Here is a 17,185-nt window from a genome sequence, read left to right as displayed (position 1 = left end):
ATGGCCATCGTGCGACTGACCGCGGCACAGGCGACGGTGCGCTGGTTGGCGGCGCAATACGTGATCGTCGACGGCGAGGAAGTGCCGTACTTCGCCGGCGCCTGGGCGATCTTCGGCCATGGCAACGTGGCCGGTTTCGGCGAGGCGCTGCACGCCGTGCGCGACACGTTTCCCACCTGGCGCGCGCACAACGAGCAGGGCATGGCCCACGCCGCGATCGCGTACGCGAAACAGATGCGCCGTCGCCGCGCGATGGTCTGCACCAGCTCGATCGGCCCGGGCGCCACCAACATGGTCACCGCGGCGGCGCTGGCCCACGTCAACCGCCTGCCGGTGCTGCTGCTGCCCGGCGACGTGTTCGCCAGCCACCAGCCCGATCCGGTGCTGCAGCAGGTCGAGGACTTCGCCGACGCCACGGTAACGGCCAACGACTGCTTCCGTCCGGTGTCGCGCCATTTCGAGCGGATCACCCGGCCCGAACAGATCATCGACGTGCTGCCCAAGGCGCTCGCCACGATGCTCGACCCGGCCAGCTGCGGCCCGGCCACCATCGCGTTCTGCCAGGACGTGCAGGCCGAGGCGTTCGACTATCCCGAAACATTCTTCGCGCGACGCTTGTGGCGAGAGCGCCGGCCCGGCGCCGACGCCGCCGGATTCGCGGCGCTGGTGAGCGCGCTGAAGGCGGCGCGGCATCCGCTGCTGATCGCCGGCGGCGGCGTGCTGTACAGCGGCGCCGAAGCGGCGCTGGCCGCCCTGGTCGAAGCCACCGGCCTGGCCGTGGCCGAGACCCAGGCCGGCAAGGGCGCGTTGCCGTGGAATCATTCCTGCTCGCTGGGCTCGATCGGCGTCACCGGATCGAGCGCGGCGAACGCGGCGGCCGCGCGTGCCGATCTTGTCGTCGGCATCGGCACGCGGCTGGCGGATTTCACCACCGGCTCGCGCAGCCTGTTCGAGCAGGCGCGGAAGTTCCAGATCAACGTGCAGCCGTTCGATGCGCACAAGCACGATGCGCAGGCCGTGCTCGGCGATGCGCGCACGGTGCTGCAGGCATTGTCCGCGGAGCTGGCCGGCTGGCGCGCGCCTGCCATCGATGCGGGCGAGGTGCGGGCGTGGAATGCGGCCGTCGATGCGGCCACCGCCGGCGCCGCCGCACAGGTCCTGCCCAGCGATGCCCAGGTGATCGGCGCGGTGCAGCGCAGCGTGGACGAGGACGCCATCGTGGTGTGCGCGGCCGGCGGCCTGCCGGGCGAGTTGCACAAGCTGTGGCGCACCGCGCGCAGCGACGGCTATCACGTCGAGTACGGCTATTCGTGCATGGGCTACGAGATCGCCGGCGGCCTCGGCGTGAAGATGGCGGCGCCCGGTCGCGAGGTGGTGGTGATGGTCGGCGACGGCAGCTACCTGATGATGAATTCGGAACTGGCCAGCTCGGTGATGCTGGGCCGCAAGCTGATCGTGGTGCTGCTGGACAACCGGGGCTACGGCTGCATCAACCGCCTGCAGCACGCCACCGGCGGCGCCGGCTTCAACAACCTGCTGGCCGATGCCGCGCACGACGTGCTGCCGTCGATCGACTTCGCCGCCCACGCGGCGAGCCTGGGCGCGCTGTCCGAACACGTCGCGACGCTGGGCGAACTGGAAGCCGCGCTGGTGCGTGCACGCGCCGCCACACGCAGCTACGTGGTGGTGATCGACACCGATCCGCTGAAGAGCACCGAAGCCGGCGGCTGGTGGTGGGACGTGGCGGTCCCGGAAGTTTCCGAACGCCCTGAAGTCGAGGCCGCGCGGCGTGCCTACGAGCAGGGCATCCGACAGAAGAAGGATTTGTCATGAGCATCCGTTTCGGCGTCAGCCCGATCGCCTGGGCCAACGACGACATGCCCGAGCTGGGCGGCGACACGTCGCTGGAAAGCATCCTGCATGACATCCAGGAGCTGGGCTTCGAAGGCGTCGAGCTGGGCGGCAAGTTCCCGCGCCAGGCGGCCGCGCTGAAGCCGCTGCTGGCGCGCTATCAGCTCGACCTGATCGGCGGCTGGTACAGCGGCTCGCTGCTGACGCAGTCCGCCCACGACGAGATCGTGGCGCTGCAGCCGCATCTGGAACTGCTCAAGGCGATGGGCAGCACGGTGTTCGTGTTCGCCGAAACCAGCAACGCGATCCATGGCCAGCGCGACCAGGCCATGCAGGACACGCCGCAACTCGGCCCGGACGAGTGGACCGTGTTCGGCCAGCGCCTGACTGAGGTGGCCGATTACATCCAGGCGCAGGGCATCCGCTTCGCCTACCACCATCACCTGGGCACCGTGGTCGAGCGCGCGTCGGACCTGCAGGCCTTCCTGCGCCACACCGGCGCATCGGTGGGGTTGACCCTGGACACCGGCCACGCCGCGCTGGGCGGCATCGACGCGTTGCAGCTGATCGCCGAGCACCCTGCGCGCATCGCCCACGTGCATTGCAAGGACGTGCGCCGCGAGGTGTTCGACGAACTGCGCGCAGCCGGTTCGAGTTTCCTCGACGGCGTGCTGGCCGGCATGTTCACCGTGCCCGGCGACGGCGGCCTGGATTACGCGGCGCTGATGGCTGCACTGGCGAAGATCCGTTACAGCGGCTGGATCGTGATCGAGGCCGAGCAGGACCCGGCCCTGGCCGATCCGCGCACCTACGCCCAACTCGGCCTCGGCACGCTGCGGGAGCGCGCCGCCGCCGCGGGGTTGCAGTGATGGCCGGCCTGCGCGTCCGCCCCCATGCGCCCGACGCCACGGGCACCGTGCTGGAAGTGACTCCGGCCAGCGCCGGCTGGAAACATGTCGGCTTCCGCCTGGTGAAACTGGCGGCCGGTGAGCGGTTCGCCGGCGGCGAGGCCGGCCGCGAGGCCTGCCTGGTGATCGTTGCCGGCATGGCCGACGTCGATGCGGGCGGACTGCACTTCGCGCACGTCGGTGGTCGCAGCAACCCGTTCGAGGATCGCGCGCCCGGTGCCGTCTACGTGCCCGCGGGCGTCGCCTATGAAGTCGTCGCCAGTGGCCCGATCGAATTGGCCGTCTGTACCGCGCCTGGCACGGGGCAGGGCGAACCGCGGCTGATCGCCGAATCCGCGATGAGCCGCGAAGTGCGCGGCGCAGGCACCAACACCCGCCACGTGCGCAACATCCTGCCGCAGACCGAGCCGGCCGACAGCCTGCTGGTGGTGGAAGTGATCACGCCCGGCGGGCACTGGTCCAGCTACCCGCCGCACAAGCACGACACCGCCGAGGCAGGCACGGAATCCGCGCTGGAGGAAACCTACTACCACCGGCTCAACCCGCCGCAGGGCTTCGCCTTCCAGCGCGTCTACACCGATGACCGCTCGCTCGACGAAACCGTCTGCGTGGAAGACGGCGACGTGGTGATGGTGCCGCGCGGCTACCACCCGGTCGGCACGGCGCACGGCTACGACCTGTACTACCTCAACGTGATGGCGGGCCCGCATCGCCAATGGATTTTCCGCAACGACCCGGCCCACGACTGGATCGCGCGGCGTCCGCCCGGCTAACCCCGATTTCCACACGCGGGCACCAAAGGCGGGGCGGAGGGGCAGGTCTCCTGCCCTGCTGCCGGCGGGAGAAGCGAAAGATTCCAGACCTCGCGGGGAACGGGTCATCGGGCCGGCCATCCGGCGCCCACCAGAAAACATCATGCAGGAGTGAGTCATGCGCAGCATCGAACATTTCATCGGCGGCCAGACCGTTGTCGGCACCTCCGGTCGCCACAACGACGTCTTCGATCCGAACAGCGGCCAGGTGCAGGCGAAGGTGTCGCTGGCCAACGCCGCGGAGCTTGATCGCGCGGTGCGCAACGCCGCCGAGGCGCAGCCGGCGTGGGCCGCGGTGAATCCGCAGCGCCGCGCGCGGGTGATGTTCGAGTTCGTGCGCCTGCTCAACGTGCACAAGCAGGAGCTCGCCGAGCTGCTGGCTAGCGAGCACGGCAAGGTGGTGTCCGACGCGCACGGCGACGTGCTGCGCGGGCTGGAGGTGATCGAGTTCGCCTGCGGCATCCCGCACCTGCTGAAGGGCGAGTACACCCAGGGCGCCGGCCCGCGGATAGACGTCTATTCGGCGATGCAGCCGCTGGGCGTGGTGGCCGGCGTCACGCCGTTCAACTTCCCCGCGATGATCCCGATGTGGATGTTCGGCCCGGCGATCGCCACCGGCAACGCGTTCATCCTCAAGCCATCCGAGCGCGACCCGTCGGTGCCGGTGCGGCTGGCCGAGCTGATGATCGAGGCCGGCCTGCCGCCGGGCATCCTCAACGTGGTGCATGGCGACAAGGAGATCGTCGACGCGATCGTAGCGCATCCGACGATCAAGGCGGTCAGCTTCGTCGGCTCGTCCGACGTGGCGCAATCGGTGTACGCGGCCGGCGCGGCCCACGGCAAGCGCGTGCAGTGCATGGGCGGCGCCAAGAACCACGGCATCGTGCTGCCGGATGCGGACCTCGACCAAGTCGTCGCCGACCTGATGGGCGCCGCCTACGGTTCGGCCGGCGAACGCTGCATGGCCTTGCCGGTAGTGGTGCCGGTGGGCGAGGCGACCGCCGAGGCGCTGCGCGCGAAACTGCTGCCGGCGATCGCCGCGCTGCAGGTGGGCGTCTCCGGCAATCCCGATGCGCACTACGGCCCGGTGGTGTCGGCGGCGCACAAGGCGCGCATCGAGGGCTATATCCAGCTCGGCGTGGACGAGGGCGCGGAGCTGGTGGTCGACGGCCGCGGCCTCAAGGTGCCCGGCCACGAAGGCGGCTTCTTCCTGGCGCCCACGCTGTTCGATCACGTGAAGCCCACGATGAAGACCTACCAGGACGAGATCTTCGGCCCGGTGCTGCAGATCGTGCGTGCGCACAGCTTCGAGGAAGCGCTGGCGCTGCCGTCGCAGCATCCCTACGGCAACGGCGTCAGCATCTTCACCCGCAGCGGCGACGCGGCGCGCGAGTTCGCCGACCGCGTCGAGGTGGGCATGGTCGGCATCAACGTACCGATCCCGGTGCCGGTGGCGTACCACAGCTTCGGCGGCTGGAAGCGCTCGGGCTTCGCCGACCTCAACCAGTACGGCATGGACGGCGTGCGCTTCTACACCCGCACCAAGACGGTGACCCAGCGCTGGCCCCGGGGCGGCGAAGCGATCGAGCAGAGCTTCGTGATCCCGACCTTGTGACGGCGTGACACGAACGATCCTTCCTCCGCGCAGCGGGGGAAGCAAGGCGTTTCGGTGTATATGGAATAATTCTTCCAATTTGTTCAAATATGAAATAGTCTGATTGCAACGAGGCCGGTGCGTGCTGCGCCGGCCGCTGAGGGGGGGAGTCCGATGGCGCGTGGATGGCTGGCGTTTTTCGCAACTGGAGCTGACCAGCCCGAGATCACCGACAGGGACGTCATCGACCGGCAATATCGCAAGCATCGCCTGCGCGTGATGCTTGCGATAACGCTGGGCTACGGCCTGATCTACACCTGCCGCCTGGCGCTCGGGGTGGTCAAGAAACCGATCATCGACGCCGGCATTTTTACTCCCGCCGAACTGGGCATGATCGGTTCGGCACTTTTTTATACCTACGCGATCGGCAAGCTCACCAACGGCTTCCTCGCCGATCACGCGAACATGAAGCGTTTCCTGGCCTTCGCCTTCCTCACCACCGCGGTGTGCAACCTGGCGATGGGCTTCGTCACCACGGTGTGGCTGGCGGTGATCCTGTGGGGGCTCAACGGCTGGTTCCAGAGCTTCGGCGCGCCGGGCGGCGTGGTGGCGATGACGGCGTGGTTCTCCAACCGCGAGCGCGGGCGCACCTACGGCATCTGGAGCACCGCGCACTCGATTGGCGAAGGCCTGACCTTTCTCGTCGTGGGCGCCACCGTGGCTACCTTCGGCTGGCGCTTCGGTTTCTGGGGGCCGGGCATGATCGGCGTGGCCACCGCGATCGGCGCCTACCTGCTGCTGCAGGATCGCCCGCCCACCCTGGGCCTGCCCGCGGTCAACGACTGGAAGAACGACAACTTCGGCGAAGCGTCGAAACCGAAGATCGCCTCGGTGCTGAAGCTGCAGCTGTCGATCCTGAAGATGCCCGCGATCTGGGTGCTGTGCCTGGCCTCGGCCACCACCTACGTGACGCGCTACGCGATCAATTCCTGGGGCGTGCTGTACCTGCAGGAGATCCACGGTTACTCGCTGACCATGGCCGGCACCTTGCTGATGATCAGCACCCTGGCCGGCATGGCCGGCGCCATCGCGTTCGGCTTCATTTCCGACAAGCTGTTCGACGCGCATCGCCCGCCGGTGAACCTGATCTTCGCGCTGCTGGAACTGGCTGGCCTGCTGCTGTTCTTCTATGGCCCCAATCACCTGTGGTCGCTGATCATCGCGATGGTGCTGTTCGGCATGGGCCTGACCGGCCTGGTCACCTCGCTGGGCGGCCTGTTCGCGGTGGACATCGCGCCCAAGCGCGTGGCCGGCGCGGCGATGGGCGTGATCGGCATCTGCAGCTACATCGGCGCCGGTGTGCAGGAGCAGGTGTCCGGCACGCTGATCCAGCACGGCATGACCATGGTCGATGGCGTGCGCCACTACAATTTCGGCCCGGCGATCGCGTTCTGGATCGGCTCGTCGGTGCTCTCCATGCTGCTGGCGCTGAGCCTGTGGCGCACACGACGCAGGGACTGAAACCATGTTGCGCGCTTCCCCCGAACTCAAGGCGATGATCAAGGCCGCCCAGGTAGCCGGCGACGGCCTGCTGCAGCGCTTCGGCCAGCTCGGTGAACTGGTGGCGCGCACCAAGTCCGGTCCGGCCGACCTGGTCTCGATCGCCGACGAGGAAGCCGAGCGCAGCACCCGCGAGATCCTCGGCAAGGCGCAGCCATCGTTCGGCTTCATCGGCGAAGAGGGCGGCACCACCGGCGGCAGCGACGATGCGCAGAGCTGGATCGTCGACCCGCTGGACGGCACCACCAACTTCCTGTTCGGCACGCCGCTTTGGGGCGTCAACATCGCGCTGGCGCGCGAGGGCGAGGTGGTGGCCGGCGTGACCTGGTTGCCGGTGTTGCGTGAAATGTTCGTGGCGGCGAAAGGCGAGGGCGCCTGGCTCAACAGCGAACCGATCCGCGTCTCCACCCGCAACCGCCTGGTCGACAGCGTGCTCGGCTGCGGCATCCCGTTCGCCGGCAAGCCCGATCACCCGGTGTTCGCCCGCGAGATGGCGCTGCTGTCCGGCGAAGTCGCCGGCATCCGTCGCACCGGCGCGTGCTCGGTCGACATGGCCTACGTCGCGGCCGGACGCTGGGATGCGTACTGGGAACGCTCGCTGTGCGCCTGGGACATGGCGCCGGGCATCATCCTGGTGCGCGAAGCCGGCGGCGTGGCCAGCTCGGTCACCGGTGGCCCGGTGGACGTGCATGGCGGCAATGTCTGCGTGTCCAACGGGCACATCCAGGCCGCGCTGGTGGAACGGCTCAACCGGGCGCTGGAGACATCGGCTTCGTGAATCGCGGGCCAGGTTCGGAAGTTGGTTACGACGCCGGCCACACCAGCGAGCGGTGGATCTGCGCGCCAGCCCAGGCGCCGTCGCCCACCGCAAGCGAAACCGAGTGCGGCATCTTCGCGGCGTCACCGCAGGCGAACGCGCCCGGCACGGTGGTCTCCTTGGTTTCTCCGGTCGATATCTGCAGGCCCATCGGCGTCTCGACCAGTTCGCAGCCGAGCTGCACCGCGATCGGTGTCGAAGGCTCGTTCCGCGGCGCGGTGAACAGGCCGGCGAAGCTGATGCGTCGTCCGTCGGTGAGCACGATGTCGGCGTCTTCGTCGATCCGCTCGATTCGCGTGGTTTCGACTGTCACACCGCGACGCGTCAATTCTTGCGCGGCAGTCTCGTCGAGTTCGAACGTGCCGTTGGGGAAGAACGTGGTGGTTCCCCACTCCGGCAGCAGCTGCGCCTGATGGATCGACATCGGGCCCGTGGCGATGACGCCGATGCGGCCCTGATCCAGTTCATAACCGTGGCAGTACGGGCAGTGGAAGATGCTCCTGCCCCAGCGCTCGGCCAGGCCGGGGATTCCGGGCAGCCGGTCCGACACGCCGATCGCCAGCAGCAAACGCCTGGCTGAATACGTGGTGCCGCCACAGGCCACCTGGAAGTCGTCCATCGCGCCGGTCGCCTGCTCGACTTCGCCGTCCAGCCAGGTCAGCGTGGGATACGCCTCGAGTTGCGTGCGGGCGACACGGGCCAGCTCGGCGGGATCGACGCCGTCCTGGCCCAGGAATCCGTGGGAATGACTGGCGCTGCGATTGCGCCGCTTGCCGCCGTCGATGATGAGTACGCTGCGGCGCGCCCGCAGCAGCTGCAGGGCCGCGGCCATGCCCGAGTAACTGCCGCCGATGATGATGACGTCATGCTTCATGCCGGTGCCTCGATCGATGGGCGCCATGGCGGCGCGCGAAATCCGCGGCCAGCGCGGCCAGGGTGACCGACTCGAACCGCTGCAGCAGCAGTGCCTCGGCGTCGGCGAAAGCGGTGTCCAGCGCCGCATTGATCGCCTGCTCGACGAGGCATTCGGGATGTTCGTTCCGGTTGCCCACGGCGAACAGCGCAGGTTCGCCCAGCGCTTCGTGCAACTGGCGCAGCGTGACCTTGCTGAGATCCGCCGAGATGCGCCAGCCGCCGGCGTGTCCGCGATCCGCCGTGACCAAACCAGCCTCCCGCAGCAGGCCCATGGTGCGGCGGACCACCACCGGATGCGTGCCCAGGCACTGCGCCAGCGCATCGGATGTCATCGGCGTATCGCGCTCGGCCATGTGCAGCAAGGCGTGGAGTACGGCGGAAAGTCGGCTGTCTCGTTTCATGTAACAAACGATGTTACGTTAGTGCCTCCATGTCAAGCGGCGAGGGCAGCATGTCTTCTTTCAACGATCCCCAAGCGGTGGCGCGATACACGGACGGGCCGCTGCGGCAGGTGCCCGGATTGCATGCGCTCCACCAGATGAGCGGCCTGCTCCTGCACGAGCACGTGCCGTCCGATGGGCGCGTGCTGGTGCTGGGCGCCGGTGGAGGTCTGGAGCTCAAGGCCTTCGCCGAAGCCCATCCGCAGTGGCGCTTGCTCGGCGTGGACCCGTCCGCGCCGATGCTGGAATTGGCCGTCCAGACGCTGGGGCCGCTGGCGCCGCGGGTGGAGTTGCTGGAGGGCCACATCGATGCGGCTCCGGCCATCGAATTCGACGGCGCGGTTTGCCTGCTGACCATGCACTTCCTGTCCCTCGGGGAACGCCTGCACACGCTGCGCGAGCTGAGGCGCCGGTTGAAACCCGGCGCCCCGCTGGTGATGGCCCATCACAGCGTTCCCGACGCACCGGACGAAAAGCTGCGCTGGCTACGGCGGCACGTGGCCTTCATGACGTCAAACGGCATGCCGGTTGCGAACATGGCCGCGACGATCGAAGCGATGGCCAGCCGCCTCCCGCTGCTTTCCCCCGAAGCCGAGGTCGACTTGCTGGAGCAGGCCGGCTTCGAACGGCATGAACTGTTCTATGCGGCTTTCACGTTCAAGGGGTGGGTGGCGTATGCGGGTTTGTAACTCGCGCGGCCACCGGGCAATCGACAAGGCGCTCCAATCCATCGGAAGGAGCACCCGGCCATACGCAACGCCTCAGATCTGCGCCAGCCCGCCGTCGACGGCGAGCTCGCTGGCGGTCATGAAGCTGCTGTCCGACGACGCCAGGAAGGCCGCCGCTGCCCCGATCTCCGCCGGTTCGGCCATGCGCTGCAGCGGGTTCATCGAGGCGAACACCTTCAGGCCTTCCTCGCCCACGGCGGCCTTCGCCAGTTCGGTCGCCGTCGGTCCGGGCGACAGCACGTTGACCCGGATGCCGGTGCCCTTCAGGTCCTCCGCAAAGGTCTTGGCGAGGTTGCGCACGGCGGCCTTGCTCGCGCTGTAGACGCCAAAGGCCGGGGCGCCGGTGGTGCCGGCGCTCGATCCGGTGAGGATGATCGAGCCGCCCTGGCCCATCAGCGGCAGTGCCTGTTGCACCGTGAAGATCGTGCCTTTCACATTGGTGTCGAAGGTTTCGTCGATGTGCTCGGCGGTGATCTGCCCCAGCGGAAGCAGGCCGCCGGTCCCGGCGTTGGCGAACACGATGTCGAGGGTGCCGCGCTCGGCCTTCACCGCCGCGTAGAGCCGGTCGAGGTCGGCCGGGTCGGAGACCGAGCCCTGCACTGCGCGGGCGTTGGGGCCGAGCTTCGCCACCGCGGCGTCGAGCGCTTCCTGCCGACGGCCGTAGATGAAGACGAAGGCGCCTTCCTCGATGAAGCGCTCGGCCGCTGCGAGGCCGATGCCGGTGGCGCCGCCGGTGATGACGGCGGTCTTTCCATTCAACTTGCTCATGTCATAAGTCCTCTGCGGAACCTCGACTAACCCTGCTTCAAGCTCGTCATCCCAGCGAAAGCTGGGATCCAGTGACTTCAGGCCATTGAACAGCCGGGACGCTGGATTCCAGCTTGACCAGCCCTTCGGCTGTTGAAAAGCGCCTCGCTGGAATGACGGACGTTTGAGAGTTACCCGATGTCCCATGGGTTGGAATAAGTGGTTACGTCCCAGCGCCGGCAGTAGCCGCGCTCACGGCTCCTGCTTGAACAGATCCTGGAAAATCAGCGGGCCCCAGACGCGGCCGCGTGCCTGCACCAGGGCGCCGCCCTCGTCGAACTTGCCGAGGTTGACGGGGGCGAAGCCGAGTCGCTTGGCCACATCGGCGACTTGCGCCGCGGCCGCTTCGTCGTCGCTCGACAGGAACACCACCCGGTGGCCGCCCTCGACCTTGGGGTCGGTGGCCAGGGTGCGCGACAGCAGGTGATTGAAGCCCTTGACGAACCTGGCGCCCGGGAACGACCTGGCGGCAAAGGCGGAGGAGGGGAGGTTGTCGAGCGTTTCGACGGGGTCATTCGTATTCATCGCGTCGATGATCGTCTTGCCCGTCCAGTCCGGAAGCAGCTTGCCGATGTCCTGGTGTCCCTCGAACAGCACCGCCAGGATGATCACGTCCGCCTTGACCGCTTCCTGCAATGTCCCGGGGATGACCTTGGGGCCGATCGCCTGCGCCTGCGGCAACAGCGCTTCGGGCGGCCGCCGACTGGCAACCGTGACTTCGATGTTGTTGCGGGCAAAAGCGCGGGCGAGGGCCTGGCCGATGGAACCGAAACCAATGATGGCGTAGCTCATGACATTGTCCTTTTCAGTATGGAGATGGAGTGGTCTGGCCCGAATGGCGCTTGCCTTGTCGCCGTCATCCCCGCGAAGGCGGGGATCCAGTGACTTGAGCGTGCCGAGCGATTCGAACCGGTTGCCCAACCAATCTGGGTCGCTTGACGCATCAATCCAATTGACGAAACATCGCTTGATACGATCTATTTTCTGGATAGCCGATGCTCGACAACGTCACCATCAACCAGCTGCGCGCGTTCGTTGCGGTGTGCGACCAGGGCAGCTTCTCGGGGGCGGCGCGCAAGCTCGCGCGGGCGCAGTCGGCCATCAGCCATGCGATCAAGGCGCTGGAAAGCGCGTTCGACGTCGAGCTGTTCGAGCGCAACACGCGCAAGGCCCAGCTCACCGCGGCGGGGCGCAGCCTCCTGCCCGACGCACGGGCGGTGATCTCGCGCACGGAGGAAATGAAGAACCGCGCCGGCTCCATCGCCAAGGCCGGCGTGCCGCAGGTGTCGGTGGCCGTCGACGCCTACTTCTCGCGCGCCCACCTGATCGGCTGCCTGCGCACGCTGCAGGAAGAATGCCCCACCGCCGCGATCAATCTGCGCATCACCACCATGCAGGGTGGCGAAAAACTGGTGCTGGAAAAAGTCTGCGCCCTGGCCGTCACCATCAACGACGTGCCGGAAGTGAACCCGCAAGCCATCGAACGCCACTGGCTGCGTGAGGAAGAGATGGTGACGGTGTGCGCGCCGACGTATCCGCTCGCCTCAACTCCCAAACCCATCCCCGTGGACGAGTTCGGCCGCTACACCCAGATCATCGTCACCGACAACCAGCCCGGCGCGGACAAGACCCAGGAGGGCGTGGCCGGCAAGCGTCAATGGCTGGTCAACGACCTCGGTGCGAAACGGGATTTGCTGAAAGCCGGGCTGGGGTGGGGGCACTTGCCGCGGCATCTTGTGGCCGAGGATTTGGCCGGTGGGCAGCTCGTCGAGCTTGAGCGGCGCGCGTGGCACATCCGGTCGCTGACGTTCGTGGTTTCACAGCGGCGGGGGCATGATTTGTCGGCGTGTGAGGCGCGGTTGGTGGAGTTGCTGGGCGAAGCCTAGCTTCGTGCGAAGCACACTTCAGCAACATCGAGGCAACTCGATGCGTCGCGCACTTGTAGCGCACCCTGTGCGCGACGCCTTTGCTCTTGCCCTGAGCATTGGTAGGAGCGGCTTTAGCCGCGACGCTTTTGCTCTTATGTGCGGCCCCAGAGCAAAAGCTTTCGTCTGCCTGCGGCAGCCGAGTTACTTTCTCTTTGCGTGGCCAAAGAGAAAGATAACCAAAGAGAAAGGCCACCCCGCTTGGCGCTTGCCGCCCATCCATGGGCGGCAAGTCCGTGAGCCGAGGCCGGGCTTTTCGACAGGGCATCCTGCCCTGGCGAAAAGGAGTCGACATCCCTGTCGACTCCCGCTGCGCGGCCTGTCGACCCCGCCTCACCGCCGCACAGGGGCCCCGGGTAGAGCAGCGGGCCATCCTGGCCCGCACTTTTCAGAAGAGCCAGTGCAGAGCCGGAGCAGCGCACCGGCTGTTATCTCTTCTATTTAACTTCCTCCGCCCCTGAGGTTTTCCAACCCTACAGCGCACCTGCTTGCGGACCCTGCAAAAGCGACGCCTGCCACGTTGTCAAGAATTTGGTCTTGAAATCCCTTCCATGCACCTCAAAGTGTGACGTGGGACACGGAATAGGGAAAACAAATGACGGACCCATACCGGGTGCTTTGCCTGGACGGCGGCGGCATGCGTGGCGTCTATCAAGCAACCTACTTGCAAACCTTTGTGAGCCGACTCCAAGGCGCAAAGTCTGGTGCGGCCGATGTTGGTCGCTGCTTTGACCTCATCGCTGGCACTAGTACTGGCGGAATTGTCGCCTGCGCACTCGCAGCAGGCGTTCCGCTCATGCGGGTACGGGAGCTTTACGAAACGAAGGGGCGCGACATCTTTCCAGGCCAGCGATTGCGCGCCATACCACGCGTTTCGACCATCGTTCGCGGTCTGGGCTGGGGTGCGAAGGCTGGCGAGGTAGCGTTGCGCTCGGCGCTTGAGGATGTTTTCGGTGCCATGACCTTCGCAGATGTTCTACAGACTCGCGGCATCGCCCTTGCCATTCCCTCCATTGACATGGCGCGCCATGCTCCCGTCGTTTTCAAAACCAGACACCTAAAGCGCTCAAACGGGCGCGACGATGCGCGCACGCTCGTCGATGCGTGCATGGCCACCTCTGCGGCCCCTATTCTTCGTGCGTTAGCTGCTGTTAGTGAACCTGGCTCCGCAGCTCGGGTCGTCTATACCGATGGCGGGCTTTGGGCCAACAATCCCGGCGTGCTTGGTGCCATCGAGGCCATCGAAGTGCTCAATGAGCGCGAGGAGAAAGAACGTCCAGTTCATCTTTTCATGCTCGGATCCCTTCCCGTACAAGGTGGTGAGGAAATCACCGATGCTGCGCGCTATCGAGGGGCCTTTGGATGGGGATTAGGGATCAAAGCTGTCACTGTCAGTCTTAACGCTCAGGCAGCTGGCTACGACTATGTGGCTAAGAAGATGCTCGAACTCCGCCCTTCTTCGTTCGCTTATCGCCTACCGGCTCAGTGCCCGTCGGGCGAGCTCCATCGTTATCTGCAAAACATGGACGATGCGCGACCGCAAGTACTGGGTGCACTGTCCCGCCAAGCTGCCTCCGACGTCGACATGCTCTGGGCCGATGCGGCTCGAGATCCTGAGGGCCATGCAGCCGCCTTCCACAACGCGCTGGCCGCGTGCTTCCAAAAAGAGGAACCGACACATGTTTGACTGTAACAAGGAAATGAGAAATTTCCACGGTGACAAGGTCACCCTCTCGATTGACACGCAGGATGAGATGCGTGAGCGGCGCAATAACGGGCGTACCCGTCTCGACAATGGGCTGGAACGTGATGGGCACAAGACGCCCAGCTATTTCGTGCAAGGATCGTATGCGATGCACACGATGGTCCAAGACGATGCTAAGGAATTCGACATTGACGATGGCGCGTATTTCTCTTTCGCCGCGTTGACCGATGCCGACGATGTTGAGCTCACCACGATGCAGGCCAAGGAACGTGTCCGCGACGCCATTCGCCAGGACCAGCGCCTCAAGGAACCAGCGGACATCCATGACAATTGTGTTCGTCAGGTTTACCCGGCCGGTTACCACATCGACATCCCGGTCTACCGCGTCAAGACGTCGAAGGACGCCTCCAACAACACGGTTGAGACCTATGAGCTCGCCACGAAGGACACATGGGAGCCGTCTGATGCTCGCGAAGTCACTCGATGGTTCTTTCGACAAATCGACGCTGCCGGTGACAAGGACGATCGTGCACAACTTCGCCGTGTCGTTCGCCTGACCAAGTCCTTTGCACGCAGTCGTGACGGGTGGTCGGAGAAGACGGGCAGCGGAATTGCACTTACGCGCCTTGTCTGCGATGAGTTTGCAAAGGCTCCTGGGCGGGACGATGAGGCGCTGCGGAAGACTTGGCAGGCGATCGAGGCGCGCCTCTTGAAGTCCTGCATCGTCGTCCACCCCGTCAGTGCAAAGAACCTTGCCGATGAGGGCGACGAGAAGGTCGGCTTTTTCCTCGACAAACTGAGCGATGCGCTCAAAGAACTTGAAGTCCTCGATACCAATTGCACACGCAGGGAGGCACGAGAGGCTTGGGATACAACTTTTGATACGACATACTTCACGCGGCAACCGACACCCGACAAGCGTCTCGACGTGGATGAATCTAAGGCCGACCACCGTAACGATGGCGGCGGGGTATACGGTTGATTCCCCTTGTCTCCGCGCCCACTCGCCAAACCATCGAGGCGGTACTAAACGATCGGTGGCCTGGCGAATGGCGCTCCGCCTTAGACGGCGAGACCACTCCTGCCGGAGAAGGTAACAACGCCTGCTGGCGACTTGATGCCTCGCCCGGGGAGCATGGCCACGAGAATGTAGATTTCGTATGGCTTTGCGTTGACGGCGACTTCCCTCTAAGCCGCATGCGAATCTTTGCGCCAGGCGCGAGTGTTCTGGGTGCCCCAGCTTGGCCTCATGTCGAGGACATGGCGCGCCTTTGCCTCGGCCCTTTGCCGCTGGATATCCAATCCCATGTTCGTGTTGCCGTGCAGAATGCCTTTGCCATTCTTGGCATGGACGAGGGTTCGCGCACGAATGAGTTCGCTCGCGAGTTCAGTTCCTACTGGGATCGCCATGTTGGGAAGATTCCCGAGGCTCGTTCGCTAATCACGCCGGGTGGTTTGAGCCGTTCGATTGTCTGGGCGCCATGGGGGCGGTCTTTCATATTTGCCGAGGACAACGCAACGATCGAACACTGGTTTGCGCAAGGATGTTATCGACTTGATGCTGTGCGACACACACGCCTAATCCGCCTTGACCACGCTCCCGCACCCGATACCTATCCGAACACGGGCGCGGAGATCTTCGCCTTGGATCCCCTTGTCCGGAATCTTTGTCAAACGCGTGCCCCGGTACCTATTCTTCTTGAAGTGCCGACCCCGGGCATGGTGCAGGTCGCCGTCGTTATTCGTCCGCCAGACGTGGCTGGGCTGTCGAAGAACCGTAGGCACCCAGTGCGGGAGGAGCGGCGCGACGCCGTCTTCGGCCCGGCTCCGGTCATTCGTATGAAGGTCATGCGCCAAGATCATACCTGGGTCCACGGACGCGACCACAATAGGGACGCGGCGAAACTTGCCCAAATGGTTGTTGGAATCATTGGGTGCGGTGCACTCGGCAGTGAAGTTGCCCGCTTGCTGGCTGCCGCTGGCGTCGGCCAGTTCGTGTTCGTCGACAAGGACCGCCTCGAGTCCGCAAATACAACCCGTCACGCCCTCGGCGCAACTTATGTCGGGCAGTGGAAAGCGACTGCTCTTGCTAAGGCGATTGGTCAACAATTCCCTCACCTTGCCAAAGCAGCCACGCATCACTACGCATTTGAGACGCTTGCCACAGAGGCGCTCAACGAACTGGCTAGCTGTGATCTCATTCTGGGGGCGGGTGTCGACGCCTTGGCTATCACCCGCATCGCGCGCTGGCGAGATAGCCTCAGCGGTCCGCCGCCTTTGATCATCGCTTGGGTGGAGGAGTTCGCCTGTGCGGGCCACGCAATGCTCTTGTCGCCGGGCCTTACTGCTGAAACATTTCTGGATGACGGTGGGCGTCCAAAGTCGAACCTTACAAGCAATTGGCCGGCGGCATTGGCAAGTATCGTCCCTGCAGGTTGTGGAAGTTCCTTTCAGCCATACACCGCAACTGACATGCTTGGTACTGTGCAGACGACCACGCGTCTCGTCCTTGATGCTTTACTTGGCAATGCACAAGCTCCCATGCATCGCATCTGGCTCGGCGATCGACGCGTGCCGGAGGAGAGAGGGGCGACAATTAGCCAATTCTTCGACGGCGCTTTCAGGGAAATCGATGCTCCATGACACCCACGGCGAAAGCTGTCATTTGGCGGGCAGTGCACCAAGACTTTGCGGACGAGATCCTCTTTGCTCCAGAGGTGCTGGAACATTTGCGCCGACATCGTCAGCTTGATTCTTTCGCCAAGGAGGCGGGCGGTCAACTCTTTGGCTCACGAGTGGGAACGGGACTTCATGTCATTGCGGCCAGCGGGCCTTATAAGAGCGATGCAAGAACGCGCATCAGTTACCGATCAGACCCTGTAGCAGCGGATCGTATGATTAGTGCTATGCGCAAAAAGGGCCTGATCTATCTCGGTGAATGGCATACCCACCCCGAGAGATACCCTCAGCCGTCCGGAAGCGACATTGATGCGTTTGCCCGCCTATGCGCACATTCAGAGCGTGCATCTGCAACCCTCATTCTTGCTATTCAAGGACAGGCGGAAACGACTATGGGACTCACCGTCCTCACTCTTGACGAGAACCGGCTCGCGCCCTGGGCGG

General features: G+C 65.2%; 16 protein-coding genes. 12 read left to right on the top strand and 4 right to left on the bottom strand.

Annotation, left to right across the window (positions count from 1 at the left end; translation table 11 throughout):
* From iolD to ASD82_RS04975, 6 genes are all read left to right on the top strand, one after another.
* On the top strand, nucleotides 1-1,833 hold the full coding sequence (gene iolD / locus ASD82_RS05000; RefSeq protein WP_056716342.1) for a 3D-(3,5/4)-trihydroxycyclohexane-1,2-dione acylhydrolase (decyclizing): 1,833 nt from the start codon (nucleotides 1-3) through the stop codon (nucleotides 1,831-1,833).
* Nucleotides 1,830-2,720, top strand: a complete 891-nt coding sequence (iolE, locus tag ASD82_RS04995) for a myo-inosose-2 dehydratase (RefSeq protein WP_056716339.1) — start codon at nucleotides 1,830-1,832, stop codon at nucleotides 2,718-2,720. Before iolD ends, iolE begins: the two co-directional genes overlap by 4 nt.
* Nucleotides 2,720-3,532: a 5-deoxy-glucuronate isomerase gene (iolB, locus tag ASD82_RS04990; protein ID WP_056716335.1), complete on the top strand. Its 813-nt coding sequence runs from the start codon at nucleotides 2,720-2,722 to the stop codon at nucleotides 3,530-3,532. Before iolE ends, iolB begins: the two co-directional genes overlap by 1 nt.
* A gap of 157 nt (nucleotides 3,533-3,689) precedes the next feature.
* On the top strand, nucleotides 3,690-5,186 hold the full coding sequence (locus ASD82_RS04985) for a CoA-acylating methylmalonate-semialdehyde dehydrogenase (RefSeq protein ID WP_056716332.1): 1,497 nt from the start codon (nucleotides 3,690-3,692) through the stop codon (nucleotides 5,184-5,186).
* 153 nt (nucleotides 5,187-5,339) lie between these two features.
* Nucleotides 5,340-6,686, top strand: coding sequence for an MFS transporter (locus tag ASD82_RS04980; RefSeq protein ID WP_056716329.1), 1,347 nt, complete (start codon nucleotides 5,340-5,342; stop codon nucleotides 6,684-6,686).
* Between the two features lie 4 nt (nucleotides 6,687-6,690).
* Complete coding sequence (locus tag ASD82_RS04975; protein ID WP_056716325.1) at nucleotides 6,691-7,503, top strand: inositol monophosphatase family protein; 813 nt, start codon at nucleotides 6,691-6,693, stop codon at nucleotides 7,501-7,503.
* 25 nt (nucleotides 7,504-7,528) lie between these two features.
* Here ASD82_RS04975 and ASD82_RS04970 read toward each other — a convergent pair whose 3' ends face one another.
* Both ASD82_RS04970 and ASD82_RS04965 read right to left on the bottom strand, forming a co-directional pair.
* Nucleotides 7,529-8,416, bottom strand: coding sequence for an NAD(P)/FAD-dependent oxidoreductase (locus ASD82_RS04970; RefSeq protein WP_056716322.1), 888 nt, complete (start codon nucleotides 8,414-8,416; stop codon nucleotides 7,529-7,531).
* Nucleotides 8,406-8,858, bottom strand: a complete 453-nt coding sequence (locus ASD82_RS04965; RefSeq protein ID WP_056716319.1) for an Rrf2 family transcriptional regulator — start codon at nucleotides 8,856-8,858, stop codon at nucleotides 8,406-8,408. The genes ASD82_RS04970 and ASD82_RS04965 overlap by 11 nt, the downstream gene beginning before the upstream one ends.
* Nucleotides 8,859-8,908: 50 nt before the next feature.
* Between ASD82_RS04965 and ASD82_RS04960 the strand changes: the two genes are divergently transcribed.
* The gene (locus tag ASD82_RS04960; RefSeq protein WP_056716418.1) at nucleotides 8,909-9,586 is read left to right on the top strand and encodes a class I SAM-dependent methyltransferase; all 678 of its coding nucleotides are present in this window, start codon (nucleotides 8,909-8,911) and stop codon (nucleotides 9,584-9,586) included.
* Nucleotides 9,587-9,658: 72 nt separating this feature from the next.
* On the opposite strand, the gene ASD82_RS04955 is transcribed toward ASD82_RS04960, so the two are convergent.
* Nucleotides 9,659-10,393, bottom strand: a complete 735-nt coding sequence (locus ASD82_RS04955) for an SDR family oxidoreductase (RefSeq protein WP_056716316.1) — start codon at nucleotides 10,391-10,393, stop codon at nucleotides 9,659-9,661.
* A 231-nt stretch (nucleotides 10,394-10,624) separates the two neighbouring features.
* Nucleotides 10,625-11,224 carry an NAD(P)-binding domain-containing protein gene (locus ASD82_RS04950; protein WP_056716313.1) on the bottom strand — a complete coding sequence of 200 codons (600 nt, stop codon included), beginning with the start codon at nucleotides 11,222-11,224 and terminating at the stop codon, nucleotides 10,625-10,627.
* A 203-nt stretch (nucleotides 11,225-11,427) separates the two neighbouring features.
* Here ASD82_RS04950 and ASD82_RS04945 point away from each other — a divergent pair, with 203 nt between their 5' ends.
* The 5 genes from ASD82_RS04945 to ASD82_RS17650 all read left to right on the top strand — a co-directional run.
* Entirely contained in the window at nucleotides 11,428-12,318 is an 891-nt protein-coding gene (locus ASD82_RS04945; RefSeq protein ID WP_056716310.1) for a LysR family transcriptional regulator, read from the top strand.
* Nucleotides 12,319-12,952: 634 nt separating this feature from the next.
* A complete protein-coding gene (locus ASD82_RS17320; RefSeq protein WP_082585245.1) occupies nucleotides 12,953-14,044 on the top strand; it encodes a patatin-like phospholipase family protein in 1,092 nt (363 codons plus the stop codon).
* Entirely contained in the window at nucleotides 14,037-15,044 is a 1,008-nt protein-coding gene (locus ASD82_RS04935; RefSeq protein WP_056716303.1) for a cyclic GMP-AMP synthase DncV-like nucleotidyltransferase, read from the top strand. Before ASD82_RS17320 ends, ASD82_RS04935 begins: the two co-directional genes overlap by 8 nt.
* Entirely contained in the window at nucleotides 15,041-16,705 is a 1,665-nt protein-coding gene (locus tag ASD82_RS17315; protein ID WP_157599188.1) for a ThiF family adenylyltransferase, read from the top strand. Before ASD82_RS04935 ends, ASD82_RS17315 begins: the two co-directional genes overlap by 4 nt.
* Nucleotides 16,702-17,185: Mov34/MPN/PAD-1 family protein (locus ASD82_RS17650; protein ID WP_157599187.1), on the top strand; the 484-nt coding region annotated here is incomplete at its 3' end. The genes ASD82_RS17315 and ASD82_RS17650, both read left to right, overlap by 4 nt.

Source organism: Rhodanobacter sp. Root179 (genome assembly GCF_001428465.1).
GTDB lineage: Bacteria > Pseudomonadota > Gammaproteobacteria > Xanthomonadales > Rhodanobacteraceae > Rhodanobacter.
Note: the sequence above shows the minus strand (reverse complement) of the source record. Positions and strands in the feature narration are given on the sequence as shown.